Source organism: Arthrobacter sp. UNC362MFTsu5.1 (genome assembly GCF_000685965.1).
In the GTDB taxonomy this organism is placed as follows: domain Bacteria; phylum Actinomycetota; class Actinomycetes; order Actinomycetales; family Micrococcaceae; genus Arthrobacter.
Window position 1 is genome coordinate 129,773 of sequence record NZ_JMLE01000010.1, and the last position, 25,356, is coordinate 155,128.

Sequence of the window (25,356 nt, forward strand, 5' to 3'; positions counted from 1 at the left end):
CCCTCCCACCGGGGTGAGAGAGGGTTCGTCGATATGGCCCCGGACCTGAGAGAGCGTCCGGATATTTGCGGCAGGAAGTGAGAGAGCGTCGGGTGGCTACGCCAGGGGGCGGTGCATCTCGACGGCCTCTTCGTGCCTGGGGCTGTCCGGATTCATGAGCGAATGCTTGCGGCCGTAGCCGAAGTAGATCGCGAGTCCGATGACGAGCCAGATGCCGAAGCGGGCCCAGGTTTCCCAGTGAAGCTGGAACATCAGGAAGGCCGAGGCCAGCACGCCGAACGCGGGAACCAGCGGCATCAAGGGCAGCCGGAAGGCGCGCGGAGCGTCCGGCTTCTTGTAGCGGAAAACAATGACCGAGAAACAGACCACCACGAACGCGGCGAGGATGCCGATGTTCGTCAGGTCGGCGACGGCCTTGATCGGGAAGACGCCGGCCAGCAGGGCGGAAGCGACGCCGGCAATCCAGGTGACGCGCTGCGGGGTGCCGTGATGGTCCGTCTTGGCGAACCAGCCCGGGAGCAGGCCGTCGCGGCTCATGGAGAACCAGACGCGGGTGACGCCCAGCAGGAACGTCAGCATCACGGTGAGGATGGACAGCACCGCGAAGACGGAAATGATGGTGGCAATGACGGGCAGGCCGACGCCGGTGAATGCCGAGGCGAACCCGGCCTTCGGGTCGATGTCCTTGAAGTTCTGCATCCCCGTAAGAACCAGGGTGGCGGCCACGTAGAGCAGCATGGCGATGATGAGCGAGAGGATGATCGCCTTCGGCATGTGCTTCTTGCCGTCGGTCGCTTCTTCCGCCGCGGTACTCATGGCGTCATAGCCGAACACGGCGAAGAACACGGTGGCCGAACCTGCCAGGACGGGGCCGAAGCCGCTGGGCATGAACGGGTTGTAGTTGTTGGTGTCGATGTAGAAGATACCCAGGCCGATGATGAACAGGATCAGCACAACCTTGATGGCCACCGCCACCAGTTCGAACCGGCCGAACGCCCGGGTGCCGCGGGACAGGATCCAGGTCACGATGAGGCAGACGACGATGGCCGGGATATTGACGATGCCGCCCTTGCCCTCATCCGGGGTGGATGTCATCCAGATGGGCATATGAATGCCGATACCGGAGAGGAAAGCGTCAAAGTAACCCGAAATACCAATGGCCACAACGGCCACAATCGCAATGTATTCAAGGAGCAGGTCCCAGCCGATGAACCAGCCGATCACTTCACCGAGGGCCACGTAGCCGTAAGTGTAGGCCGAGCCGGCGCGCGGAATCATGCCGGCAAATTCCGCGTAGGACAGTGCGGCGGCCGCAGACGCGAGGCCAGCAATCAGGAAGGAGAACAGCACCGCCGGGCCCACGCCGGGTTCGGTTTCGCTGCCGTGGGCCACGAGGCCCGCCAGGGAAAAGATGCCGACGCCGATAATGCCGCCTACGCCGATTGCCGTGAGCTGCCACAGGCCCAGGCTTTTCATCAACCCGCTGTGTTTGTTTTCTTCCTCAATGTCGTCAATCGGCTTGCGCCGCATGATCGACTGGGCTAAATCTTTTGTGCTCATCAGGGACTCCTGCATAGACATGGACCCATCAATCCGCCCTGTGATGGGAATAACTCAGTCTGATTAGTATGCAAGCCTCATTGCATTAGATAAAGTGAATTCTCCTAATTAATATTCATTAGATTTAGCGAAGGAACAGTCATGCTCGACGTCCGGCGGTTGAGGCTGCTCCGTGAACTCAAAATCCGGGGAACGCTCGCCGAGGTGGCGGAGGCACTCCAGTACAGTCCGTCGTCGGTCTCCCAGCAACTGGCGCTGCTGGAGAAGGAGGCAGGCGTGCAGCTGCTGCGCAAAACCGGCCGCCGGGTCCAGCTGACCCCGCAAGCCGAAGTCCTGGTGGAGCACACGGCCCACCTGCTCGAAACGCTGGAGCAGGCCGAGGCCGATCTGGCGGCAAGCCTCACCACCGTTTCGGGCACGGTGCGGATCGCCGTTTTCCAGTCCGCCGCCCTCGCGCTGATGCCGGGCACCCTCACCCGGATGGCAGCCAGCTATCCCGAAGTGAGGATTGAGATGGTCCAGCGGGAGCCGGAAACCGCCCTGCACGAAACCTGGGCCCGCGACTTCGACCTGGTCATCGCCGAGCAATACCCCGGCCACGCCGCCCCCCGCTATGCGGAGCTGGACCGTGTCCGCCTGACCGGCGACGCCATCCGGCTGGCCGTCCCCGGACCGGAGAAAGACCTGCCGCCGATACGCTCACTCGAAGACACGGCCGATCTGGCCTGGGTGATGGAGCCGCGGGGCGCGGCCTCCCGGCACTGGGCCGAGCAGGCCTGCCGCAGCGCCGGCTTCGAGCCCGACGTCCGGTATGAAACGGCCGACCTGCAGGCGCAGATCCGGCTGATCGAATCCGGCAACGCCGTCGGACTGATGCCCGACCTTGTCTGGACCGGACGGGAGACGTCGGCCCAGTTACTGCTGCTGCCGGGGAACCCGCACCGGACCGTCTTCACGTCCGTGCGGCGGTCCAGCGCCAAGCGGCCCGCCATTCTGGCCGCCCGCGAGGTACTTGCCGTCACGGCCGACTCGATTGCGCCCGCCGGACCGGTCCCGCCGGAGGCCAAATCCGCGTGATCCCCGGAAAGCCCGTCGCCGCGCAGCCCCCGGCGGGAAGTTCCCTACGTCACAGCGCGGAAGTGCGCCGGGCGTTAGACTGGGCACGTTATGAATCGCACAATGTTTAAGTCCAAAATCCACCGGGCCACTGTCACGCATGCCGACCTTCACTACGTGGGGTCGGTCACCGTTGACCTGGACCTGCTGGAGGCCGCGGACATCCTCCCGGGCGAGCTCGTGGCGATCGTTGACGTCACCAACGGTGCCCGGCTGGAGACCTACACCATCGCCGGCGAGCGCGGTTCCGGCGTTATCGGCATCAACGGCGCGGCTGCGCACCTGATGCACGAAAATGACATCGTCATCCTCATCACCTACGCCGAGATGACCACCGAGGAAGCCAAGGCGTACACGCCGAAGGTGGTCCACGTGGACAAGGACAACAAGATTGTCCAGATCGGCAACGACCCCGCCGAAGGGCACACGCGCGGCCTGATGCGGCCGCCGTACGCACTGAACAACTCCGCCTTGAACTAAACAACTCGGCCCTGAACTGAATTTCGGCCCGGACCACCCCCGTCCGGATACCGAGATCCTGCCCACACCGCGGCTCCAGCCTGAATAAATCTGATTAGGCTGGGGAGGTGAACTCCAACCCCCGCCCGTCCGTCCTGCCACGGACGCGGCCACGGTCACGGACACGGCTACGGGCACGGCCACGGACACCGTTTGGGGCCTCCGGGTGCTAGGGGTTCTCGCGGGGTTCTTCGTGGTCTGGGCCATCATCCTGGTGGGCATGTTCGTGGGCCGCCGGAAGATACTCGGGGAGAACGCCCGTTCCGTCCTCAGCGCGCTGACGTTTTTTGTGGCCAGCCCGGCGCTCCTGTTCGAGACCCTCAGCAAGGCCAAGCTCCACGATGTCTTTGCCGCTCCCCTGCTGGTCACGGCCGTCGGCGCGATGGTTACGGCGGCAATCTTCTTTGTGATCGTCCGGTTCCTGCTGAAACGGACGGTCCCGGAATCGCTGATGTCGTCCATGAGCGCGTCACTGGCGAACTCGGCCAACCTGGGTATTCCCATCGCGGTATACGTCCTCGGTGACGCCAGCTACGTGGCGCCGCTGCTGATCTTCCAGCTGGCCTTCTTCACGCCGCTCTTCCTGATGGCCCTGGATGCCACCACGAGCTCGCACCGGACCACGCCCGCCGGCTTCGCACTCATGATCCTCAAGAACCCGATGATCGTGGGTTCCGCGCTGGGCCTGGTGGTGGCGGGAACGGGCTGGCAGGTGCCGGAGCTGGTGATGCAGCCCATCCACCTGATCGGCGGGGCAGCCATCCCGGCCATGCTGATCGCCTTCGGCATGAGCCTGAACGGATCCCGGCCCCTGCAGGCAGCAGCCGGCCGCCGCGCCGACACACTCCTCGCCAGCGTATTCAAACTCGTGGTCCACCCGGCCATCGCCTATGCCTTCGCCCGCATGCTCGGGATGGAAGGGCAGGCCCTGTTCGCCGTGGTGGTGACCTCGGCACTCCCCACCGCCCAGAACGTGTTCGTCGCGGCCAGCCGGTACCGTACGGGCATCACCGTGGCCAAGGACACCGTGCTGATCACCACGGTGGTCGCCGTCCCGGCGATGATCGGCGTGGCCCTGCTCCTGACCTAGCTCTTCTGGTGCTGGTCCAGGATCCGGGCGCAGCGGATGAAGCCCAGGTGCGAGTACGCCTGCGGATGGTTGCCCAGATGGGTCTCCGTGCCGGGATCGTATTCTTCGGGCAGCAGGCCGGTGGGACCGAACAGGTTCACCAGCTGGTCGAACAGGTCCCAGGCCTCCTCGATCCGGCCCACCGCCACGTACGCCTCGATCAGCCACGTGGTGCAGATGTGGAAGCCGCCCTCCAAACCCGGCAGGCCGTCGTCGTACCTGTACCGGAAAACGGTGGGCCCCACGCGAAGCTCGCGTTCAACTGCGGTGACGGTGTCCAGGAACCGCTGGTCGTTCACATCCAGCAGGCCGGAGAGGCCGATGTGCAGCACGGCCGCATCCAGGTCCGGGCTGTCGTAGGCCACGGTGTAGGACGCCGCCCCCTCATCCCAGCCTTCACGGAGGACTTCCTCGCGGATGGTGGCGGCGGTTGGCGCCCACCCGGGTTCCGGCGTCCTGCCGTGCCGGGCAGCGGTGCGGAGTGCCCGGTCCAGGGTCACCCAGCACATCACCTTGGTGTACACGTGGTGCCGGGGTGCACGGCGTGCCTCCCAGATCCCGTGGTCTGCTTCATGCCAGCGTGCCATGACGGCGGAGGCCATCTGGACCATGAGCTCCCAGTGCGAATCCTCCAGGGCCCCCTCGCGGTCGCTCACCGCGCTGATGAGTTCCGCGATGGGCCCGAAGACGTCCAGCTGCACCTGATGGTCCGCTGCGTTGCCGATCCTGACAGGGCGTGATCCGGCATAGCCTGGCAGGCTTTCGATGATGGCCTCTGTGGACAGCGGCGCACCCGTGACGGAGTACAGCGGGTGGAGCCATTCCGGCCCGGGCGCGTTCTCCAGGATCCGGCCCAGCCAGCGCAGGAAGCCGTACGCTTCGGTGGTGGAGCCGAGGTCCACCAGCGCGTTCACGGTCATGGAGCCGTCCCGCAGCCAGCAGTAGCGGTAATCCCAGTTCCGGGTGCCGCCGATGCCTTCCGGCAGCGAGGTGGTGGGGGCGGCCAGCACGGCGCCGGTGGGTTCATGCACCAGGGCCCGGAGCACCAGCGCCGAACGGCGCACCAGCGACGGCTTGACGCCCGGCAGCTCCAGGTCCTGGACCCACCGCCGGGAGTGATGGGCGACGGCGGCACGGCGTTCCGTTTCGCCGCCCACCCCCGCGTGGCTGGGCTCGGTGTCACCGCAGCGCAGGTTGAGCACCACGGGCCCGTTCCGCAGGTTCACATCAGCGGTGGCCGTTGCATGGCGGCCGTCCGAAGTGATGGAAAAGCTGACGCCGGGAGCCAGCAGGATGATGGGATCGGACGTGCCCACGACGTGCAGCTGATCGCCCCGGGCCTCCATGCTGAACGGCGCGTTGGCGTAGTCCGGCCTGGGCGCGAAGACGATCCGTGCGGCGCCGCTCCCGGAGAGCACCCGGACCAGGCTGGTGATCCCGTCCGGGGCCGGTTCAAGGTAGTCGGTGACGGTGACGTCTGCCCAGCGGGTTTCCACGATCATGGTGCTGTCAACGTAGCGCTGGCCGAGCACCTGGGACGTTTTGACCGGTTCCACGGAAAAATGGCCGGCGGCGTCTCCGCCCAGGATGTGCGCGAACAGGGACCCGGAGTCCGGCAGCGGGTGGCTCATCCAGCAGACCTTGGCTTCCGGCGTGATCAGGGCCGTGGAGGAGCCGTTCCCGATCATGGAGTGGCGTTCCAGGCCCACGGCGTCCTCGCCGAAGAGCCACGCGCGCCGCAGTTCGAAGAGGATGGCCAGGACCCGGGCGAAGGATTCGGGATCCCGGAGGCGGTGGGCGGCTGCAGTGGGGCCCTCCCCCACCTTGATGCCCATGTCGGGGCCGCGGAGGGTGGCCATGGCCAGCTCGTCGCTGGAGGCGTCGCCGGCGTAGAGCGCGGCGCTCACGCCCAGGCGGGCGCGGAGGTGTTCCAGCGCGTCGGCCTTGGACGGTTCCACCACGGAGAGGTCCAGCACGGAGCCGTCCACGATGTAGAACAGGCCGTGGGCGCGGGCAACTGCCTCGGCCTTCTCCAGCACCTTCGCCACGATCGCGGCCGAGGCCGGCCGGGTGTGCACGGACACCGCCACGGGCTTCCGTTCGATGCTGATCCCCTTGTAGGCGCCGATGGTTTCCACCAGGGCCTGGCTTGCCTGCTGCAGGACGGATTCGGTGGCCAGCGACAGGCCGTGCGCGAAGCCCATGTCGAATTCCGCGCCGTGGGAGCCCACCAGGTGCACCTCCGCCGGGAGCCTGGAAACGGCTGCCAGGTCCCGCAGCGACCGGCCGGAAATGACGGCCGCGTGGGTGTTGGGCAAGGCCGCGAGCGCACGCAGCGCAATCGCTGCACTGCCCAGCGGCAGGGTTTCGGTGGAGATCCCCTCCGCGTCGCAGAGCGTTCCGCCGTAGTTGCAGGCCACCAGCAGCCCGGGAGTGCGGGCCAGGATCTTCAGTTCGGCGAGCAGGTGCGGCGTGAGGCCGTCGTCTGCGGCGTCCGACTGCACGAAAGCCCGGAGCAGGCCCAGCGGCAGGGAACGGGTCAGGAGGGCAGAATCGGCCACGGACTGGTTGAGCGGAGTAGGCACAGGCGACGTCCTTCGGATAATCCCCAATAATGCGTGAGAAAAGTCCGGCGAGGGACATACCCCCAGTTTCCGATGCCGTCGTTACACCAGAATATCCCTGTCATTGCGGGAATGTAACGTGTGCGCGTGCCCCGGTTTGCGGCGGCCGGGCGGGCTCGGATCCGCGGGAAGCGGCGGAGCCTACGCCCGCGCCCGCTTCAGCACAACCACTGTGGCGTCGTCGGACACCTCGCGGCCCGAGGCCAGGTCAAGGACGGCGTCGCAGGCGGCCTGGGCACTGGCACTGCCGGAGACGGTGCCGGACACCACGGCAGTCAGCACGTCGACGTCGGGATAGACATCCAGCAGGCCGTCGCTGACTACGGCCAGGCAATCGCCGGGCTCCAGCGAAACCTGGTGCGCGTCCCATTCCTGGTCCGGCCAGGCTCCCACGGGAGGTCCGCCGGTGAGCAGCCGGGAGCTGCTGCCGTCCGCCTTGATGTGCAGGGCCAGGCCGTGGCCGGCGTCCAGGTATTGAAGGATTCCGGTGGCGGCGTCGAGCCGGGCGTGGAAGAGGGTGACGAAGGAGGCGGACTGTTCGAGGTCTGCTTCCAGGATCCGGCCGGCCGAGCTGAAGGCTTCACTCAGCGGCCTCCGGTGGGCCACCGAACGCATGACGGCGCGGACGGTGGCGGCGATCAGCGCCGCACCCATGCCCTTGCCCATGGCGTCGGCGAGGGTCAGCTGCAGCCCGCCGTCGTTCGGGTACCAGTCGAAGAAGTCGCCGCCGACGTTGCGGGAAGGCCGGAACGAACCGGCGATGTCGAATCCGTCGAGGGACAGGCCCTCTGCCGGGAGCAGGCTGCGCTGGACTTCGACGGCGCGGCGCAGTTCGTCCTGCACGGCCGCTTCGTGGACGGCACTGGCGCGCGGCCTGCGGAACAGGGCGGTGATCCGCGAGCCGAGTTCGCGGGGGCTGAAGGGTTTGGTGAGGTAGTCGTCCGCGCCGGTGTCGAGCCCGGTGAGGCGGTCCAGTTCCTCGCCGCGGGCGGTGATCATCAGGATGTAGGCGTCGGAGAACCGGCGCAGCTGGCGGCAGACCTCAACGCCGTCGATATCCGGCAGGTTCAGGTCCAGCGTCACCAGTTCGGCGCCGTCGCGCTGCATCAGCTCGACGCCGGCACGTCCGGATGAAACGGCGGACACCAGGAAACCCTGCTTGGTCAGGATGTGGACCAGCAGGCCGCGGATATCGTCATCGTCCTCAATGACCAGGGCACGGCGTACGTCCGGCTCATCAGTCATGCACCAATTAGACGACGTGCGGGCCGCTGTTGTCACATCGGTACCAGCCGGGCCTTTCTGTAACACCGGTGGGTGCAGGGTCCGGCGCCCGCAGGTGCCGGACCCTGCAGCTTCTGGCACTCAGCGGGCGCGGAACGTCACCATGGTGAAGCCGCCGGGCGCCACGGTCACGCGGCCGGACGAGGTGCCGGCATTGCCCTTTGCCCCTGCGACCGGCTGCCCGGCGGAATCGTACTGTCGCTGGACCATGGAGAAGCCCTCGGGCACCTCAACGTCCTTCACTGTGGTGGACCGTGCTGCGCTGATGTAGAGCGTCGAGTTGCCGCCGGTTCCGGACACTGACACCGTGGAGATTTCCGGCTGGACCAGCAGGGCGTCCAGGGCAACGTTTCCGTCCGTGGTGCCGACGACGGCGGTCAGCCCGGCGGTCAGTGCACGCTTGAGGGAGTAGGGGAAGAGGATACCGGGGGCATCGGTGATGCCCTGCGCCCCCGCCCCGCCGTTTTCCGTGGTTCCCAGCGGTCCCTTGGCGGACGTCCACGCGGTGGTGCCGGACGGGGCCGTCCCGCGGTTCACGATGGGGTAGATGTTGTGGGCCTGGTCCGCGGCCGGGAGCGGTATGTCCAGGGAGGCGCCGGCTTTCAGGTCCACGTATGCTCCGCCGGAGAGGTTCGCTTCGCCGGTCCAGGCCGAGGCGGGCCGGACCACCGCTCCGCTGCCGGAGATGGTTCCGGATTCGGCTTCCACCACGCTGAGCCCGTGCGTGGACACCGTCCGGTTGATGCCGAGTGCCGCGGTTTTCAGGGCAGGATCGGCGTCGAGGGCCAGCATGGTGAGCAGTGCGTGGATGGTGGATTCCGCGCCGGAGTTCGGGTTGACCCGGCCGTCGGGTTCGATGCCGTCGATCGCTGTTCCCGTAGCGGGGTTGTACGCCGGGGATCCGCTGGGATTGGCTCCGAAGAACCATCCGGCGGTGACCGCAGCAAGTTCCAGTAGGCCCGGCGCATCGGCCGCCTTGGCGGTGGCCACAAGGCTTTGGACCCGGGAGTCCACACCATACGCGATCTGCGCTTCGCCGGGGGTTGGGCTCCAGGCATTGTCCGGTCCGCCTGCGGCGAGGAGCTGCGGCGTGAACTGGGCGGTGTCCTTGACTGCCGCTTCGAGCAGTCCGGGACGGTCCAGCACCTCGGAGGCGGTGGCGACGGCGGCCGGGGCCATGCCGCCCCAGGCGTGCCAAAGTGTCCGGGATTTGTTCCACGGCATGATGGCGCCGAAGGGCCATTGCCCGGCGGACCCCGCGGACATGGCGGCAACGCCCTCGCTGAGCCGGTCCAGTGCAGTCGCTGCCAGCTCATCGCCGGGGACGGAGGTCACGTAGGAAGAGAGTCCCAGCACGGCTTCTGCCGAGGCATCGGCGCCGCCGGCGATCAGCCAGGCCGGCACCTTCACGCCGTCGGCGGTGTCATAGGTGCCGTACTTGGCAAGGGACTGCCGGTTGAGCGAGCCCAGGGCCAGGTGCAGGCGGTCCCGGAGGAATCCCGCGAATTCAGGGTCCTCGTCCTGGAACGCCGAATATCCTTCGCCGAGCGCCCAGACAGTGCGCGCAAGCCAGTACGACTCTGCCGAGTCGGACGGGTCCGGCAGTTCCACCGGCTTGGCGCTGGGCGTGAGGCTTCCGTCTTCCTGCTGCCACAGCACCACGTTGCCGGCATTCGGGCCGTCCGTGGTCTGCAGGAACGTCAGCGAGCGCAGCGTCTGGAAGGCCCGTTCCTTGCTGGCGGCATCGCCGGTCTGCTGCCAGTGCCGCAGGTAGACCACGGCCGTGCGTGCGATGTCATCGGCGTTGTAGGCGCCCTGGGTCCAGTGCCCGGTGGCGGGGTCGAGGTCTCCCCCGCCGACGCGGCCGTAGCTCCCGTCCGCTTTCTTGTCTGCGTAGGTCCACGGCGCCTGGGCCGAGGGCATCTCGTCGAGTTTGTAGGTGGTGTGGCCTGCCACCGGCGCGAGCGGGACGGTCTCCATCAGGAAGTCCAGGTGCGCCGTGTTGGTCAGCGGTCCTGATTCAACGGGGGCTGCGGGGACGGGCGCGGTCAGCGACGGCGCCGCTCCGGCGCCAGTGCGGCCGGCCGGTGCCGCCGAAGCGGCACCGGCCCCCACCAGGAGCATCGACGCGGCCACAGCGATGGCCAGCGGTTTGGTTCGTGCTTTCGAGCGGACATCGTTGTTCGTCATCGGTACTCCTGGTGGGGGTGGTCAGGCGGGCACTGTGGGGACTGGGCGCGGGCTGGCCTGGTCCTAGGTGGCCGGAACGCGGTCCAGCCTGGCCACGCCGATCTTCGAGTCAGCCATGCCGTAGAACACGAACAGCTGGCCGTCCACTTCCTCGATGGCGGTGGGGAACACCACGTTAGGCACGATGCCGGAGATCTCGTCTTCGGTTTCCGGGGCCAGCAGCGGCTTGTCGCTCCGGGCAATGACCTTGGAGGGGTCATTGGCGTCCAGGATCATGGCGGCCGCGGTGTAGTTGACCTTCTGCTGGTGGTCGAAGGCGGACTTCTCCAGCGCGCCGGCCACACCGTGGTGGATCAGCAGCCATCCTTCGTCGACGCGGATCGGCGCCGGTCCGCCGCCGATCTTGAGTTCCTCGAACGGGAACTCGCTGAGGGCCACGAGGGTGTGCTTGCCCATGTGGACCAGGTTGCGGATGTCCTTTTCCACATCCTCCACGGCAACGTAGGAGATCCAGATGCCGGGGCGGTTGTCCGTGACGCCGGCGGGCAGGTGCTCGCCTTCGCCTTCGCGGATCCAGCCAAGGTCCCACATGGGGCGGTGCAGCATGGCGTAGGAGGGAACGCCGTCGGGGTCGTTCACCGGCTCCGGGAAGAACACGGCGTCCTTGTTCGGGAAGAGGTTCAGGTCCATGGAGAGCTCGGCCTTGTATTCGAAGAAGCACGGGCCCAGGCGTTCCCAGCTGCGAAGGTCTTCCGAGTGCGCGAACGCCAGGCGCGGACCCAGCGGTCCGTAGGCGACGTAGGTCATCAGGTGCTTGCCGAGGCTCGGGACCCAGGTGGTGCGGGGGTCCTCGGTGCCGGCGTTGTTCATGCCGCGTTCCCAGCCCTCGTCGGGGGCGAGTACCACGCCCTGGCGTTCCACTCCGGTGGGAACGCCGTCTTCGATGACAACCTTGGCCAGGCCCACGCGGGACACATTGCCCTTGGCCACCAGGCGCGGAAGCAGGTAGAGCTCGCCGTCCGGACCGCGGCCGCTGGCGGGGTTGAGGACGCCTTCCGCCTCGAAGTCGTTGCCCTCTTCGGGGGACATGATGACCCCGGCGCGGGTGAGGGTGAAGGGAACGGTGGGGAGTGCAGAAGTGTGGGGGGAAGTCATTGATTAGCCCTTTACGCTTGATCCGATATTGGTGGAGATGAATTGGCGCTGGAAGAAAATGAACAGCGCGATGGCTGGTGCCGCGAGGACGCAGGCGCCGGCGAGGATTGCCCCGAACGGGTTGGAGGCCGTGGCGGCAACGTTGGAAATGTAGTTGGCGAGGGACACCGCGAGCGGCTGGATGGCCGCGTCCTTGGTGACCAGGAACGGCCACAGGAACTCGTTCCACGGCCCGATGAACGTCAGCAGGACCGCTGTGACAATCGCCGGCCGGACCAGCGGGATGGCAATCTGCCACAGGATCCGCAGTTCGGAGGCGCCGTCGATCCTGGCGGCCTCAAACAGCGTGGACGGAAGCTGCATGAAGTACTGGCGGAATACGAACACCGCGGTGGAGTTGATGGCGAACGGCAGGATCATGCCGATGTAGCTGTCCGCCAGGCCGTAGTCCCGGACGATCATCACGTACAGCGGGATGAGCAGCAGCTGGAACGGAATCATCTGCACCAGCAGCATCATGCCGAACACGAAGCCCTTGCCGCGGAAGTGCATCTGCGCCAGGGCGTAGCCCACCAGGAGGCCGAAGACCACGGTGAACAGGATGACGCCCCCAGTGAAGATCCCGGAGTTGACCAGGCCCTTCAGCAGATTGATGGAACCGTTGATGTTCGCATAGTTCTCACCGGTGAGGTTGGCCGGATTGGGGAACGCACCCGCCACCGAAGTGTCCGGGGACGTCTGCAGCGAGCCGATGAACATGTAGTAGAAGGGGAAGAGGAACACGAAGGCGCCCACGGCGAGCAGTATGAAACTGCCGACGCCAAGGTTCCTGCGCTTTTCCACAGTGGAACCTCCACGCGTGGAGCCTCCGCGGGTGGAACCTCCGCGGCCGGAAGGAAAGGCACCCGGCTGCCCGGCGTCGTCGTTCTTTTCGTTGTCGTTGTTGGCGGCGGTTGCCGCGTCGATGACCGACATGTCAGTCCTCCTTTCCGCCTACGAGGCGTTTCTGGATCAGGGCGATCAGCAGGACGCCGATCACCAGGACGACGCCCAGCGCGGCAGCCACATCGGGGTTTCCCTGCAGGATGCCCTTCTGGTACATCAGGAACACCGGCGAGGTCGATGCGCCGTCGGGTCCGCCGCCGCCGGTGAGCAGGTAGGGCTCGGTGAAGAGGTTGGCGCCGGTGATGGTGGCGAGCAGCGTGACCAGAACGCTGGCCGACCGCACGCCGGGAACCGTGATGTTCCAGAACTGGACCCACTTGTTCCCGCCGTCCACCGAGGCGGATTCGTAGAGCTCGTCCGGGATGTTCTGCAGTGCGGCCAGGTACAGCAGGATGAAGAACCCCAGCTGTTTCCAGGTCACGTACAGCGCCACCGTGGGCATGGCCAGCCAGGAGTTGGTCAGCCATGACAGGTTCGGGGCCAGCGGCCCCAGCAGCGCATTCACCAGTCCGTTCTGCTGGAACAGGAACAGCCAGACGCCGACGACGGCGACGCTCGCCGTGACGTACGGGACGTAGTAGCTCACCCGGAAGAAAGTCCGCAGCCTGGTCACGCGGTTGAGGGCGTTGGCCAGGACCAGGGACAGTCCCACGGTCAGCGGGACGTTGATGACCAGGAATACGCCGATGTTGGCGAAGGAACGCTGGACGGCGGGATCGGACAGGACGGTGATGTAGTTGTCCAGGCCGACGAACGGCCGGTCCACCTTGACCCGGGGGGCCGTGAAGAAGAAGTCGTGGAAGGAAATGTAGACGGCGTAGCCCAGCGGGTAGGCGAGGACGGCCAGGACGTAGATGACGTACGGGGCGCTGAACAGCAGCCCCAGCGGCTGGCGCCCCAGGAAGTTCTTGCGTTTCCTGGGGGCCAGCCGCTGGTCGGCCGTTCGCCCAACCGGCATTCCCGTAGCGACGGTGCCCGGTGCGGGGCTGCCCGCTGCAGGACTGCCCGCTTCGGGGCCGCCGTCAGAAGAGCGGAGTGACATTGGGGATCACCCGTTACTTCTGGGCTGCCAGTTGGTTGATCTTGTCCGCTGCGCCCTTGAAAGCCGAGTCAATGCTTTCGTTGCCGAAGATCACTGACTTGGCGTAGGCGGTGCGGAAGGTCTGCCAGACCTCGACCGAGTTGGGCACGTTGGGCACCTCGACGGTGCGGCCGGCCTGCTCGGCGAACTGGGTGTAGAGCGGGTTCTTGGTGAAGTAGTCGGCGTAGGCCGTGGTCAGGTCCTTGCGCATGGGCATCTGGCCCGTCTCGGACAGGAGCTTGCCGTCCTGCTCCTGGCTGGTGGCGAACTTCATGACCTCCCACGCCGTTCCCTGGTTCTCGCAGGCGGAGTACATGGCCACGTTCTTGGCGTCCGAGAAGGTGGACGTATCGGCCTTGGCCTGGGCGGCGGGCACCGGCACGGCACCCCAGTTGATCTTGTCCTTGTAAGCGGCAATGGCCCAGGGACCGGCCATGGCCATGGCGGCCTTGCCTTCGCCGAACGCGTCACCCTGGAAGGCCTCCTTGGACGCCAGGTTCTCCTTGTAGAGCGTTTCGAACATGGTGGCGACCTGCTTGCCCTCCTCGCTGTCGAAGGTGGCTTTGCTGTCCTTCAGGAGCGGGGTGCCGTCGGTGTTGGCAGCGTAGAACGGGTAGAAGTCGAACCATGACTGGAAGAAGTCGCTTGCCGGGGACGGCCACACCGCGTTGGCCGTAGCGCCGGACTTCACCAGCGTCCGGGCGGTTTCAAGGAGCTCTTCGTGGGAGCCCAGCTTGGGGTTTTCGGCGTCCAGTCCGGCCTTGGCGAACATGTCCTTGTTGTAGAACAGGACCACGGGGTTGGACTTCCACGGCAGCTGGTACATCTTGCCGTCCGTGGACTTGTACTGGTCCGCCAGGTCTCCGGTGCGGTCCTTGATGTACTGCGCGCCGTCGGGGAAGGTGTCCAGCGCAACAAGCCCGCCCTGCTTCTGGAACTGCGGAACTGCGACTGGGGCGGTGTTGAAGACCAGGCACGGGGCGTTGCCTGCCGTGATGGCTGCGCCGATGACTTCCTCGGAGCTCTTGCCGGCCGGGATTTCCTGGGCATCGATCTTCTGGTCCGGGTGCGCGGCGTTCCAGGATTCCACCATGGACTTGCCCCACTTCACCTCGAACTCGTTGTTGGAGTACCAGATCTTGATGGGGCCCTTGGCGGCCGTGGCCGAATCGGCGGAGCTGGCTCCCCCTCCCCCGCCGCAGGCTGCGAGGCCTGCGCCCATGATGGTCAGGGCGGCCACGGACAATACGCGCGTGGCTGTTGAAAAGCGCTTCATTGCGACTCCTATTTAGGGGAAACAGAGGGTTGGGGGCGTGTCTGGGTGCTGTGGGGCTTGCTGGGTACAGGTGTAGTGCGGTGGGACCGGGGCGTTTGGGGCGGCTTCGCCTGCGGGTGCCGGGCCGGTGGACGCCCTGACCAGGAGGGTCGGAGCCTGGAGGACGGTGTCTTCGCCGTCGTGGCTGTTGCTGAGCTGGTTGAGGAGCACCTGGGCGGCAACGCGGCCCCAGAGCATGGGCTCTGTGGCCACCGTGGTGAGGGGCGGATTCAGGTATTGCGTGAAGTCGGCGTTGTCATAGCCGGTGACGGACAGGTCACCGGGCACACTGAGCCCCTGCGTTTGCGCGTAGTACTGGCCGGCGGTCGCCATCAGGTCGTTGGCGTAGACGATTGCCGTGGGCTTGTCGGTGCGCCGGAGCAGCTCGGCGGTGGCGGCCATGCCGCCCGCTGCAGTGAAATCGGCGGCTTCGAAGAGGTCTGCGGGCAGGCCGGCAGTGGCGAGTGCGCTTTCCCAGGCCTGGCGGCGGCTGCGGCCGTGGATGTATTCCTGCCCGCCGCCAACGTGCGCAATCCGGGTATGGCCCAGGGCCACAAGGTGTTCAACGGCCGCGGTGATCCCGGCGCAGTCATCCATCGAGACGGCAGGGAACGGTGAATCGGAGTCGGGGCGGTTCAGGGTGACGGCGGGGAGCTTGAGTTCCTGCAGCAGCGGGATGCGGGAATCGTCGTGGCGGACATCGGTGAGGAGGAAGCCGTCCACGCGGCCGTTCTCGGCCAGCTTGCGGTAGCACCGTTCCTCCGCCCCGGCACCTGTGGCGACGCTGAGCACCAGCGTGTAGTCGTGTTCTGACAGGGCGGTTTCGATGCCCGCGATGAACGCCGGAAAGAAGGGGTCCGTTCCGAGCAGGGACGGGTCCCGGGCAACGACCAGGCCCAATGCGAACGCTTTGGCGGAGGAGAGGCCCTTGGCCCGGAGGCTGGGCTTCCAGCCGAGCTCCTTGGCCGCCTGCAGGATCCGTTCCCGGGTTCCCGCGCTGACTCCCGGCTGCCCGTTGAGGGCATACGAGACAGCACCCTTGCTGACGCCTGCCGCGTGGGCGACGTCGCTGATGGTGACTGCCATGGTCCTGCCTTCTGTGGATCGGCGGCCCAGTGATACAACTCACTGAACCGGTTCAGTGATCTCTACTAAACCGGTTCAGTTGGGAGTTGTCAAGGGGAGCGCTCAGAGGAGGCAGTGCCCGACGGCGTTGCCCGCGTCCCGTCCCCGCGTCACGCAGGGCTCACTTTAGGAGCACGACGGCGGTGCCCGCCGCGGGATTCCAGGGGAACCCGCCGTCGGACATTCCGAAAGGGTGCGTGGCGTGACGCGCGGTCAGGCGCGGACGAGTCCCGCGGCCTTCGCGAGGAGTTCCACGGACCGCAGGCGGGCCTCGGTTCCGTTGCTCTGGTGGGCCACGATCAGCTCATCCGCGTCCGCGTGGGCGGTGAACTGGTCCAGGTAATCCATCACGACGTCCGGCGTGCCGACCGCCGAGTACTTCATCATCTGGGCCACGTGCTGGCCCTGCGGCGAGTCGAGGATCATGTCCGCTTCGTCGTCCGTGAACACCCTGCCGTTGCCGAAGAACAGGGACACGCGGGCGTGCTTGGTGGCCTGGAACATCTCCTGCGCCTCGGAGGCGGAATCGGCCGCGATCACATTGACGCCCGCAATCACGTGCGGGGCGTCCAGCTGGGCGGAGGGCTTGAATTCCCGGCGGTAGATGGCCACGGCGTCCTGCAGGGCGGCGGGCGCAAAGTGCGATGCGAAGGCGTAGGGCAATCCGAGCTGCGCCGCCAGCCGGGCCCCGAAAAGTGAGGACCCCAGGATGTACAGCGGCACGTTGGTGCCCTTGCCCGGCGTCGCCTCGACGCCCTGGATGCGTGTGGGGCCGGTGAGGTAGCCCTGCAGTTCCAGGACGTCCTGCGGGAAGCTGTCCGCGGACATCGTATCGCGGCGGAGCGCGCGCATGGTGTTCTGGTCGCTGCCGGGCGCACGGCCCAGGCCGAGGTCGATGCGCCCCGGGTGCAGGGTCTCCAGCGTGCCGAACTGCTCGGCGATGGTCAGCGGGGAGTGGTTGGGCAGCATCACACCGCCGGCGCCAAGCCTGATACTGCTCGTGTGGGCGGCGATGTGGGCGATCAGCACACTCGTGGCCGAGGACGCAATGGAAGACATGTTGTGGTGCTCCGCGTACCAGACCCGGCGGTAGCCCAGTTCTTCCGCCCGCTGCGCCATGGCCACGCTGCCGGCGAAGCTCTCGGCCGCCGTCTGGCCCTTCGCAATGGTGGCCAGGTCAAGGATGGAAAGCGGAACAGTCACGGAGGAGCCGGCCTTTCGTAGCGGAGCGTTGCGGTCACTGCTCCGGTGGCGGAACAGGCACACTGGCGACAACGACGGCGGCACCCGGGTTATTTCTGCAGGTCACCGTGGCGCCGGACACGCGGGAGCGGTATTGCCGGGCGCGCGGAAGCGGCGGTGCCGGACAAACGGGAGCGGGGCCACCGTTTCCGGCAGCCCCGCCCCGTTTTAGCTCACTTGTGCTATGTGATTCTGCGGCGCCTACTTCAGCTTGAAGTTGGCGTCGATGCGGGAGCCGTCTGCCGCGACCATCGACAGCTGGAAGCAGGCGCCGGGGAGGTTCGGCGTCTTCCAGTTGTAGATGTACTGGCCGCCCGTCGAGTCATACCGCAGGGAGGTGTTCCCGGTGGAGGTGATCTCGACTCCGTCCTGGGCCGCCAGCAGGTTGCAGGTCATCTGCCTGATTCCCATCGTCACGACGCCGGTGTCCGTCAGTTCCCTTGAGCCGGCGAACAGTTCGAACTTGGCGGGTACGGTGCTGCCGGCCTTCACGGTGTTGGTGACGCCACCCATGTCGATGGGCTGGTAGAAGCCCTTGGTCTCCCAGGCCATGACCGTGTATTTGTGCGTCGTTGTGGAGGTACGGCCCGCATTGTCGGTGGCCGTGGCCGTCAACGTGTGGGGACCAACCAGCGTGCTGTAGCCGGTCACCTTGCAGCCGGCCGCGCCGGAGCCTCCGTCCGTGGCGGTGCAGGTGGGCTCGGCACCGACGGAACCGAAGTACGCATCCCCCGGAACGGAGTCAAACGTGGCCACCGGATCGGTCAGGTCCACCTTGAAGGAGTCGCTGGTCGCGGCGCCCGCGGGGGTGGTGTTGTCCGCGTCATCCGTGAAGGCCGGGCTGGTCAGGACCAGGCCAGTACCTTCCCCGGTGGAGACAGCCTCCTTGACCGCGGATGCCGGACCTGACAGCTCATCCGTGCCGGTGAAAGTGGCCGTGACCGGGCCGGTGTACCAGTCGTTCAGGCCCTTAGTGCCGTTGAGACCGGTGAATGCAACTGAGGGCGCCGTGAGGTCGATCTTGTAGCTCACGGATGGCGTTCCGGCCTCGGAGGCGTTGCCGGCAACGTCCTCGAAGGCCGGGCTGCCAACGACGACGGCCGAGCCCTCGCCGACGGACGTTGCGGTCTGGGTGGCTGCTGCCGGACCGGAGACTGAGTCGGTCCCGGTGAACGTTGCAGTGACCGGGGCGTTGTACCAGCCCTTGGCATTGGGCGCACGGTCGGCTTGAGTGTAGGCAACTGACGGGGCCGTCCAGTCGATATTGAACCGCTGGATGACCGCACCGAGCGCCGAGGGGTTGCCTGCCGTGTCGCTGAACACCGGGCTCCTCACCTCCAGGTCTTCTCCCTCCGCACCGTCGGCTGTGGTTGCGGTCGCAGTTTGCGACGCGGGACCTGACGTTACGTCAGTGGCCGTAAACGTTGCCGTGACGGGGCCCCTGAACCAGCCGTTGTTGCCGGCCAGGCCTTCGGCTCCCGTGTAGCTGACGTCGGGCGCTTTAGCGTCCAGGCCGAGTGGAACGGTTGCCATGGAGGCGGTGCCGCCGGCGCTGGTTGCGGAGCAGGTATAGGCGATCTTCACCTGGTCCGCTGAAATGTTCCGCTGCCCGCAGCCTTCAGTGGTCAGAGAACTCGGGGAATCCGCATCGGTGACGGTCCAGGTGAGGATTAGCGGCGAGGTAAACCACTCGCTGAGGCCGTTGGGGGTTCCCGGGTCCAAGGTGTAGCTGATCTGCGGGCCGCTGGGGTCCACGATGTTGTAGGTCACGGATCCGCTGGCCTTGAGTCCGCCGCCGTCCGTGTAGCTGCAGCTCGCTGTCTGCGCGCCGATGCCGTCCGTTGCGTAGGCGCCAGTGATGCCGCTGAGGGTTGCAGGGAACGTGCTGTTGCCGTCTTCGGCGTCCACGATATCGCAGGTGGCCGCCGGGACGGCTCCCTTGTCGTAGGACGCACCGGTGCTGACTCCGCCTACCGTGAGGGTCGGTGCAGTGTTGGCCGGGGCCGGAGCTGCCACGTTGACGGTGAACGTCGCGGGAGCAAGGTTGAAGGTTCCGCCGGTCGTGTTGGTGGTCTGGCGCGCGGTGACCGTGGCGGTGCCGCCGGCCACCGGGGTGATGGTCAGCGTCTTGGTTTCGCCACAGCTTCCGAACGTCACGGAGGCGGGGCTGACGGTTGCTACCGACGTGTCGCTCGATGCGAGACTCAGGGTGAGTACGGTGCTGCCGGTCAGGTTGCAGCCGTTCTTGCCCGGATCGTTCGTCGGATCAACGGCCAACGTGGTGGTTCCCGCAGCCCCGCCTACGTTCAACGGCATGGTTTCGGCCACGGCGTCAATGCTCGCATCGAGGGTGTTAAAGACATCGTCCGCCTGCGCCACACCGGCCCCGGCAAGGAGCAGTCCGCCCGCAGTCACCGCGGCCAGGAATTTCCGGCCGGCACGCCCCGCAGACCAGGCGAACCCCGGGCCCGTTCCCCGTCTCTGCCTGGTTCCCCGCTCGGGACCCCTTCGATCTGATGTGTTCACTGCAGCGCCTCCCATCGCAACAATGCGGCCGTCATTGGCCGCAAATGTAGTCCCGATGTTAGGGGCGGGCGCTCAGAAAAACACCAGTACATTCCACTCGACTTTGGGTGTTTCTATACCTGTTTTTTATACGCAGTACTCACTTTTTTACTCAGGCCGACTTGCGTTGACTTAGTGCGCTTTTGTAACACAGCAAGCAGTAGTTACTTGCAGGCGTAGTTGTAGTCGAGGCCGCCGGAGACGTACTGGGTCACTGCCACCGTGCTGCCCGGAGTAAGCCCTGCCAGGGAGCAGTTCGACTTGGCCCCATTGAGGGTTCTGGCGCCGGCGAGCCAGCTCGGAAGTCCCGCCAGATTGCTGGTGGACGGAACCGCCCCGGCAATTTTGCTCCACTGCGAGCCGGTGGAATAGAGCCCGACGTCGGCACCGATGCTTTCGAAGTAGGCGGTCATCCCTTCCAGGTCAGCCCGGTTCGCGGTCGTGTCGCTCTGCCAACTGTTCCCTGTCTCCACATCCAGCCACCAGAAATAGTTCTGCGGGCCATCCACGCCGCGCAGCTTGGCGTCGTCGTACGCTTTCGCATAGCCGTACACATAGGCGCAGGCGGCGTCGTTCTTGCCCGTGCACTGCCCGTACGAGCTGGTCACGGTGGTTCCCATGTACTCATTGGACGTCGGCCACCAGGAACCGGCCAGCCCGGGGTTGGCTGTATTCACGTACAGGGCCACGCGCGGCTGCGCCGTCAGCTGCTTCTGGGACACCGCGCCCTCGGCCCAGTCCAGCTGTTCCTGGAAGCAGGGATTGGTGGTGTTGGCCAGCCCGTTGTTGACGCCCACGATCGCGAAGGCGAGTCCGGAGGGAAGGGTCTTGCCGCACTGCGGCCACGAGACATCAATGCCCACAGGATCAGACGGACGCGGCGGGCCCGCCATGGCCGGACCACCGCCCATCAGCGCCAAGCCAAACGCAGTGGCAACGGACAGAACCATCTTCATCATTGATGCGGCCATACCCAAGGTTATATACCAAGCGGCCCCGGGCAGGAATACTCAGCATGCTTATCGGGTTGCCGCCCTTGTGAGCCGTCCCGGACGGGCCGGCCGGACAGGAGCAATATCATGGCAAACATTCTGATGGTGGTATCCGCAGCTGACTCCCTCACCATGCGGGACGGCACCAAACACCCCACCGGCTACTGGGCGGAGGAGCTGGTGGTCTCACACCAGACCCTGCTCGACGCCGGCCACACCGTGCACATCGCAACACCCGCCGGCGCCAGGCCCACCGTTGACGAGGTGAGCCTCGCCCCGGAGTCGGCCGGCGGCCAGGACCGTGCAGACGGCTTCCGCGCCTACCTCGCCGCCATCGACGGTGAGCTGTCCGCACCGCTGGTGCTCGCCGACGTCGACCCCTCCGCATATGACGCCGTGGTGATGCCGGGCGGCCACGGGCCCATGGCGGACCTTTACAAGGACGCCGACCTCGGCCGCATCCTGGCTGAGGCGGACCGGGCCGGCAAGGTGATCGCGCCGTTCTGCCACGGCCCTGCGGGCCTCCTCAGCGCCGTTGACGACGACGGGACGTTCGTTTTTGCGGGGCGCCGCCTCACCGTATTCACGGATGAGGAGGAACTCAACGGCGGCACCGGCCCCAACACGCCGTGGTTCGTGGAGGACGTGCTGAAGGACAAGGGCGCCATCGTGGAAAACGGAGCCGCCTGGAGTTCCAACGTGGTCCGCGACCGCAACCTGATCACCGGGCAGAACCCGCAGTCCAGCGAGGACGTGGCCAAGGAGGTCATCAAGGCCCTCGCCGCCTAGTCGACGGTCGCCCAGACCCGGCCGCGGCGTCACGGCAGCGGGTTCCGTGACGCCAGCGAACGCCGGATTAACCACGATTACCCCTTGTATCGAAGGGTTTCAAGGCGCTTTGACCGGGTTTTCGCGCTGACGGATAGTTGCTGGCACAAGCACCGAATCCGCACACTTCCAAGGGGAACCCATGGCCCGTTTTTCACTCAAACCCGCCGCCACCGCAGCGCTGGCCGCCACCACGTTGCTGGGGCTCGCGGCCTGCTCTGACCCCGGGGCTTCTGCGGCGTCGGGCTCCGCCCCGGCGACGTCGTCCACGGGCATCAAACAGTTCAACCTCTCACCGGAGCAGGACCGTGTGAAGGCTGAAGTGGATCCGGCGGCCGCGGCTTTGGTCCCGGAAGCAATCAAGAAGGACGGCAAGCTGACGGTGGCCGTCAGCCCGTTCGCGGCACCGTTGGCCGTCTACGCCACGGACAACAAGACGCCGGTGGGCAATGAGGTGGATATCGCCGTCGCACTGGCCCAGACGCTGGGACTGGAGGCTGACATCGTTCCCACCGCCTGGGCCGACTGGCCCCTCGGCGTCGAGTCCGGCAAGTACGAGGCCGTGCTGTCCAACGTCACGGTGACCGAGGAGCGGAAGCTCAAGTTCGATTTCGCCAGCTACCGCGACGACAAGCTCGGCTTCTACGCGAAAAGCGACAGCTCCGTCACCAAGGTGGAGTCCGCGCCGGACGTTGCCGGCAAACGCGTGATTGTGGGTTCCGGAACCAACCAGGAGTCCATCCTGCTGCGCTGGGACGAGGAGAACAAGAAGAACGGCCTGCCCGCGGTGGAGTTCCAGTATTACGACGACGACTCCGCCTCCTCGCTCGCCCTCCAGTCCGGACGGGCGGACCTGACGTTCGGGCCGAACGCGACGGCGGCATTCAAGGCGGCTTCCGATGCAAAGACCAAGCTGGTTGGCCTGGTGGACGGCGGCTGGCCGCTGAAGGCAAGCATCGCGGCCACCACCAAGAAGGGCAACGGTTTCGCCGCCGCAGCACAGGCGGGCCTGAACCACCTGATCGAAGACGGCAGCTACGCCAAGATTCTGGACCGCTGGGGCCTCAGTTCGGAGGCCGTGCAGAAGTCCGAGCTGAACCCGGCGGGGCTGCCCAAAAAGTAGTCCGGCTTTCGACGCAAATGTGCAGGGCGGCCGGCGGCTGCCCTGCACATTTGCGTGGCGAAACCCCCGCAGTGCGGCGTACGCTCATGACATGACCCCGCAAGAGCTGGCCAACCTGGCGCACCTGCGCCGGGCGCGGGACCTGATCGACAGGGACTTCGCCCGCGCCTTGGACGTGCCCACCATGGCGAGCAAGGCCCTGATGTCACCGGCGCACTTCTCTCGGCAGTTCCGGGCCGCCTACGGCGAGACCCCCTACAGCTACCTGATGACCCGCCGGATCGAGCGGGCCATGGCGTTGCTCCGCGGCGGCATGAGCGTGACCGATGCCTGCATGGCGGTGGGCTGTACGTCGCTGGGATCCTTCAGCTCACGCTTCACGGAACTAGTGGGGGAACCGCCCAGCGCCTACCGGCTCCGGGAACACAGCGCGGTGGAGGCGATGCCGGGCTGCGTTGCACGGATCAGGACACGGCCAGCGAGGCAGCCTGCCAAGCCTGCAGGTCCCGGGAATGCAGCCGGTGCCCAAGTGAGCAGGATTCGAGAAGCGGCCCTGACGCCCGCGGAATAGCTTTGTGGCATGAACATTTCACTCCAGTACTGCAACATCACCGTCAATGACACCGAGAAGGCCCTCGCTTTCTACCGGGATGCCCTGGGCCTCGAACTGCGCAACGACGTGGCCTCCGGGGGATTCCACTGGATCACCCTCGGCAGCGCCGCCCAGCCGGGCCTTGAGATCGTGCTCTCCGAGCCGCATGCGGGCCGCTCCCAGGAGGACGGGGACATGATGCAGGAGCTCCTCACCAAGGGAGTCCTCCCCATGCTCGTGTTCCGTACCGACGACCTGGACGCCACGTTCGAGAAGGTCCGGGCGTCCGGTGCCGAGGTCATGCAGGAGCCGATCGACCAGCCGTGGGGGCCGCGCGACTGCGCCTTCCGGGACCCCTCCGGGAACATGGTCCGCATCGCGCAGGCTCCGAAGGACTGATTCCTCCGGCGCAGGCCATCACAACAAAGAATCCCCGCCGGACGTCGTCCGGCGGGGATTCCTTTGATGGGCGAGCCCGGGTCCTCTAGAGGTACTGCTGCCAGATAGTCAGCTGCAGCTTCACCGTATCCGCGGCGGACTCCCGGTCAGCATCTCCCACTTCCGTGCCGGACACGTCGCCGCCCATCGGCTCAGACCCTCGCTTCCAAAGGCGCAGATTCCGTGGGGGCGGATGCCGAAGCACGCTCCGGCGTGGCCAGCCCCAGGTTCTCCCGCAGCGTGCTGCCGGCATACTCCGTGGGGTAGACGCCGCGTTCCTGCAGTGCGGGCACCAGGTGGTTTACGATGTCGTCCAGGCCCGTGGGAATCAGCCACGGCGAGATGTTGAAGCCGTCCACGGCGCCGGTGCGGGCGTGCTCCACCAGCCGGTCGGCCACCTCGGCGTAGGAGCCGTTGAAGGTGGCGTCCACGCGGCTGGTCTTGGCAGAGACGAACTGGCGGATGGACAGCCCCTTCTCCTTGGCTTCGGCCCGCCACTGGTCGGCCAGCTGCCGCGCCTTGGCCCCGTGGAAGCCGCTGCCGCGGGTCTCGGAGGTTTCCTCCACCACCGGGTCAATCTCCGGCAGCGGCCCGTCCGGATCATATTCGCCCAGTTCGCGTCCCCAGAACTGTTCCAGGTAAGCGATGGCCTGCTGCGGGCCGATCTGGAGGCTGCGGACCCAGGCTTTCTTGTCCCGGGCCTCCTCCGGCGTTGCGGCAAGGATGAACTCGCTGGCCGGCATGATCTTGACGTCGTTTGCTCCGCGTCCTGCGTCCAGCGTCCGCTCCACGATGTCGCGCCGGAAGTCCAGGGCGTCGTCGAGCTTGGGGTGGGCGGAGAAAATGACGTCGGCCTGGCGGGCGGCGAAGTTTCTGCCCTCCGGAGAGTCGCCGGCCTGGAACAGCACGGGCCGGTACTGCGCGCTGCGCGGCAGGCGAGGGGTCACGTCCACGGTGTAGTGCTGCCCTTCGTGAAGCACGCGCTGCCACTGCCCGGTGGCCGGATCATGCGAATCCCAGATCCGTTTGGCCGTCTCCACGAATGCCTCGGCGTGCGTGTACCGGTCAGCGTGGTCCAGGTACCCGCCGCGGCGGAAGTTGGCACCGGTCCAGGCGTTGTCCGTGGTGACGATGTTCCATGCGGCGCGTCCGCCGGAGAGAAGGTCCAGCGAGGACAGCCTGTGCGCCAGGTCCGCCGGATCGTTGTAGGTGGTGTTCTGCGTGGCAACGAGTCCGATGTTGGAGGTCACCGCGGCCAGGGCGGCGAGCATGGCCTGGGCGTCCGGGCGTCCGGCGACGTCCAGTTCATGCGGACGGCCCAGGTGCTCACGGAGGCGGAGCCCCTCACCCAGGAAGAAGGCGGCAAACAGTCCCCGCTCCGCCGTCTGGGCGATGCGGCGGAACGATTCGAAGTCCGTCTGCGAGCCGGACTCGGCGGCCTTCCAGATGGTCCCTGAGTTCACGCCCTGGAAGAAGATGCCGAACTGGAGCTTCCCGCTCGGCTGGTATTTAGCACGGCTGTGCTGTGTCATG

At 66.5% G+C, this 25,356-nt stretch carries 20 protein-coding genes; 7 read left to right on the plus strand and 13 right to left on the minus strand.

The window, feature by feature from the left end:
* Window positions 1-96: 96 nt before the first annotated feature.
* Entirely contained in the window at window positions 97-1,560 is a 1,464-nt protein-coding gene (locus BS38_RS0111725) for an amino acid permease (protein ID WP_028270978.1), read from the minus strand.
* Between the two features lie 141 nt (window positions 1,561-1,701).
* On the opposite strand from BS38_RS0111725, the gene BS38_RS0111730 reads away from it, so the two are divergent.
* From BS38_RS0111730 to BS38_RS0111740, 3 genes are all read left to right on the plus strand, one after another.
* Window positions 1,702-2,637 (plus strand): LysR substrate-binding domain-containing protein, encoded by a 936-nt coding sequence (locus BS38_RS0111730; protein WP_028270979.1) that lies wholly within the window; start codon window positions 1,702-1,704, stop codon window positions 2,635-2,637.
* 90 nt (window positions 2,638-2,727) lie between these two features.
* Window positions 2,728-3,156 carry an aspartate 1-decarboxylase gene (gene panD, locus BS38_RS0111735; RefSeq protein ID WP_028270980.1) on the plus strand — a complete coding sequence of 143 codons (429 nt, stop codon included), beginning with the start codon at window positions 2,728-2,730 and terminating at the stop codon, window positions 3,154-3,156.
* 205 nt (window positions 3,157-3,361) lie between these two features.
* Window positions 3,362-4,285 (plus strand): AEC family transporter, encoded by a 924-nt coding sequence (locus BS38_RS0111740; protein ID WP_028270981.1) that lies wholly within the window; start codon window positions 3,362-3,364, stop codon window positions 4,283-4,285.
* Here BS38_RS0111740 and BS38_RS0111745 read toward each other — a convergent pair.
* From BS38_RS0111745 to BS38_RS0111795, 11 genes are all read right to left on the minus strand, one after another.
* Window positions 4,282-6,909, minus strand: a complete 2,628-nt coding sequence (locus BS38_RS0111745; protein ID WP_028270982.1) for a trehalase-like domain-containing protein — start codon at window positions 6,907-6,909, stop codon at window positions 4,282-4,284. The two genes, BS38_RS0111740 and BS38_RS0111745, sit on opposite strands and share 4 nt — an antisense overlap.
* 180 nt (window positions 6,910-7,089) lie before the next feature.
* Complete coding sequence (locus BS38_RS0111750) at window positions 7,090-8,193, minus strand: PP2C family protein-serine/threonine phosphatase (RefSeq protein WP_028270983.1); 1,104 nt, start codon at window positions 8,191-8,193, stop codon at window positions 7,090-7,092.
* 120 nt (window positions 8,194-8,313) lie between these two features.
* Window positions 8,314-10,422 carry a hypothetical protein gene (locus BS38_RS0111755; protein WP_028270984.1) on the minus strand — a complete coding sequence of 703 codons (2,109 nt, stop codon included), beginning with the start codon at window positions 10,420-10,422 and terminating at the stop codon, window positions 8,314-8,316.
* A 63-nt stretch (window positions 10,423-10,485) separates the two neighbouring features.
* A complete protein-coding gene (locus tag BS38_RS0111760; RefSeq protein ID WP_028270985.1) occupies window positions 10,486-11,577 on the minus strand; it encodes a glycoside hydrolase family 130 protein in 1,092 nt (363 codons plus the stop codon).
* 3 nt (window positions 11,578-11,580) lie between these two features.
* The gene (locus BS38_RS0111765; RefSeq protein ID WP_231511222.1) at window positions 11,581-12,552 is read right to left on the minus strand and encodes a carbohydrate ABC transporter permease; all 972 of its coding nucleotides are present in this window, start codon (window positions 12,550-12,552) and stop codon (window positions 11,581-11,583) included.
* A gap of 1 nt (window position 12,553) precedes the next feature.
* Window positions 12,554-13,564, minus strand: coding sequence for a carbohydrate ABC transporter permease (locus BS38_RS0111770; protein WP_028270987.1), 1,011 nt, complete (start codon window positions 13,562-13,564; stop codon window positions 12,554-12,556).
* A gap of 13 nt (window positions 13,565-13,577) precedes the next feature.
* Window positions 13,578-14,879, minus strand: coding sequence for an extracellular solute-binding protein (locus tag BS38_RS0111775; RefSeq protein ID WP_028270988.1), 1,302 nt, complete (start codon window positions 14,877-14,879; stop codon window positions 13,578-13,580).
* 12 nt (window positions 14,880-14,891) lie between these two features.
* Complete coding sequence (locus tag BS38_RS25005) at window positions 14,892-16,004, minus strand: LacI family DNA-binding transcriptional regulator (RefSeq protein ID WP_231511223.1); 1,113 nt, start codon at window positions 16,002-16,004, stop codon at window positions 14,892-14,894.
* Window positions 16,005-16,256: 252 nt separating this feature from the next.
* Complete coding sequence (locus tag BS38_RS0111785; RefSeq protein ID WP_028270989.1) at window positions 16,257-17,246, minus strand: LLM class flavin-dependent oxidoreductase; 990 nt, start codon at window positions 17,244-17,246, stop codon at window positions 16,257-16,259.
* Between the two features lie 240 nt (window positions 17,247-17,486).
* Entirely contained in the window at window positions 17,487-19,700 is a 2,214-nt protein-coding gene (locus BS38_RS0111790; RefSeq protein ID WP_028270990.1) for a PxKF domain-containing protein, read from the minus strand.
* Between the two features lie 314 nt (window positions 19,701-20,014).
* Entirely contained in the window at window positions 20,015-20,821 is an 807-nt protein-coding gene (locus BS38_RS0111795; protein ID WP_028270991.1) for a hypothetical protein, read from the minus strand.
* 108 nt (window positions 20,822-20,929) lie between these two features.
* Between BS38_RS0111795 and BS38_RS0111800 the strand changes: the two genes are divergently transcribed.
* From BS38_RS0111800 to BS38_RS0111815, 4 genes are all read left to right on the plus strand, one after another.
* Window positions 20,930-21,631 (plus strand): type 1 glutamine amidotransferase domain-containing protein, encoded by a 702-nt coding sequence (locus tag BS38_RS0111800; protein WP_028270992.1) that lies wholly within the window; start codon window positions 20,930-20,932, stop codon window positions 21,629-21,631.
* A gap of 181 nt (window positions 21,632-21,812) precedes the next feature.
* Window positions 21,813-22,793, plus strand: coding sequence for an ABC transporter substrate-binding protein (locus BS38_RS0111805; protein ID WP_028270993.1), 981 nt, complete (start codon window positions 21,813-21,815; stop codon window positions 22,791-22,793).
* A 91-nt stretch (window positions 22,794-22,884) separates the two neighbouring features.
* The gene (locus tag BS38_RS0111810; protein ID WP_028270994.1) at window positions 22,885-23,364 is read left to right on the plus strand and encodes a helix-turn-helix transcriptional regulator; all 480 of its coding nucleotides are present in this window, start codon (window positions 22,885-22,887) and stop codon (window positions 23,362-23,364) included.
* A 9-nt stretch (window positions 23,365-23,373) separates the two neighbouring features.
* Window positions 23,374-23,784 (plus strand): VOC family protein, encoded by a 411-nt coding sequence (locus BS38_RS0111815; RefSeq protein ID WP_028270995.1) that lies wholly within the window; start codon window positions 23,374-23,376, stop codon window positions 23,782-23,784.
* Between the two features lie 191 nt (window positions 23,785-23,975).
* Here BS38_RS0111815 and BS38_RS0111825 read toward each other — a convergent pair whose 3' ends face one another.
* Window positions 23,976-25,355: an NtaA/DmoA family FMN-dependent monooxygenase gene (locus tag BS38_RS0111825; RefSeq protein ID WP_028270996.1), complete on the minus strand. Its 1,380-nt coding sequence runs from the start codon at window positions 25,353-25,355 to the stop codon at window positions 23,976-23,978.
* Between the last annotated feature and the right edge of the window lies 1 nt (window position 25,356).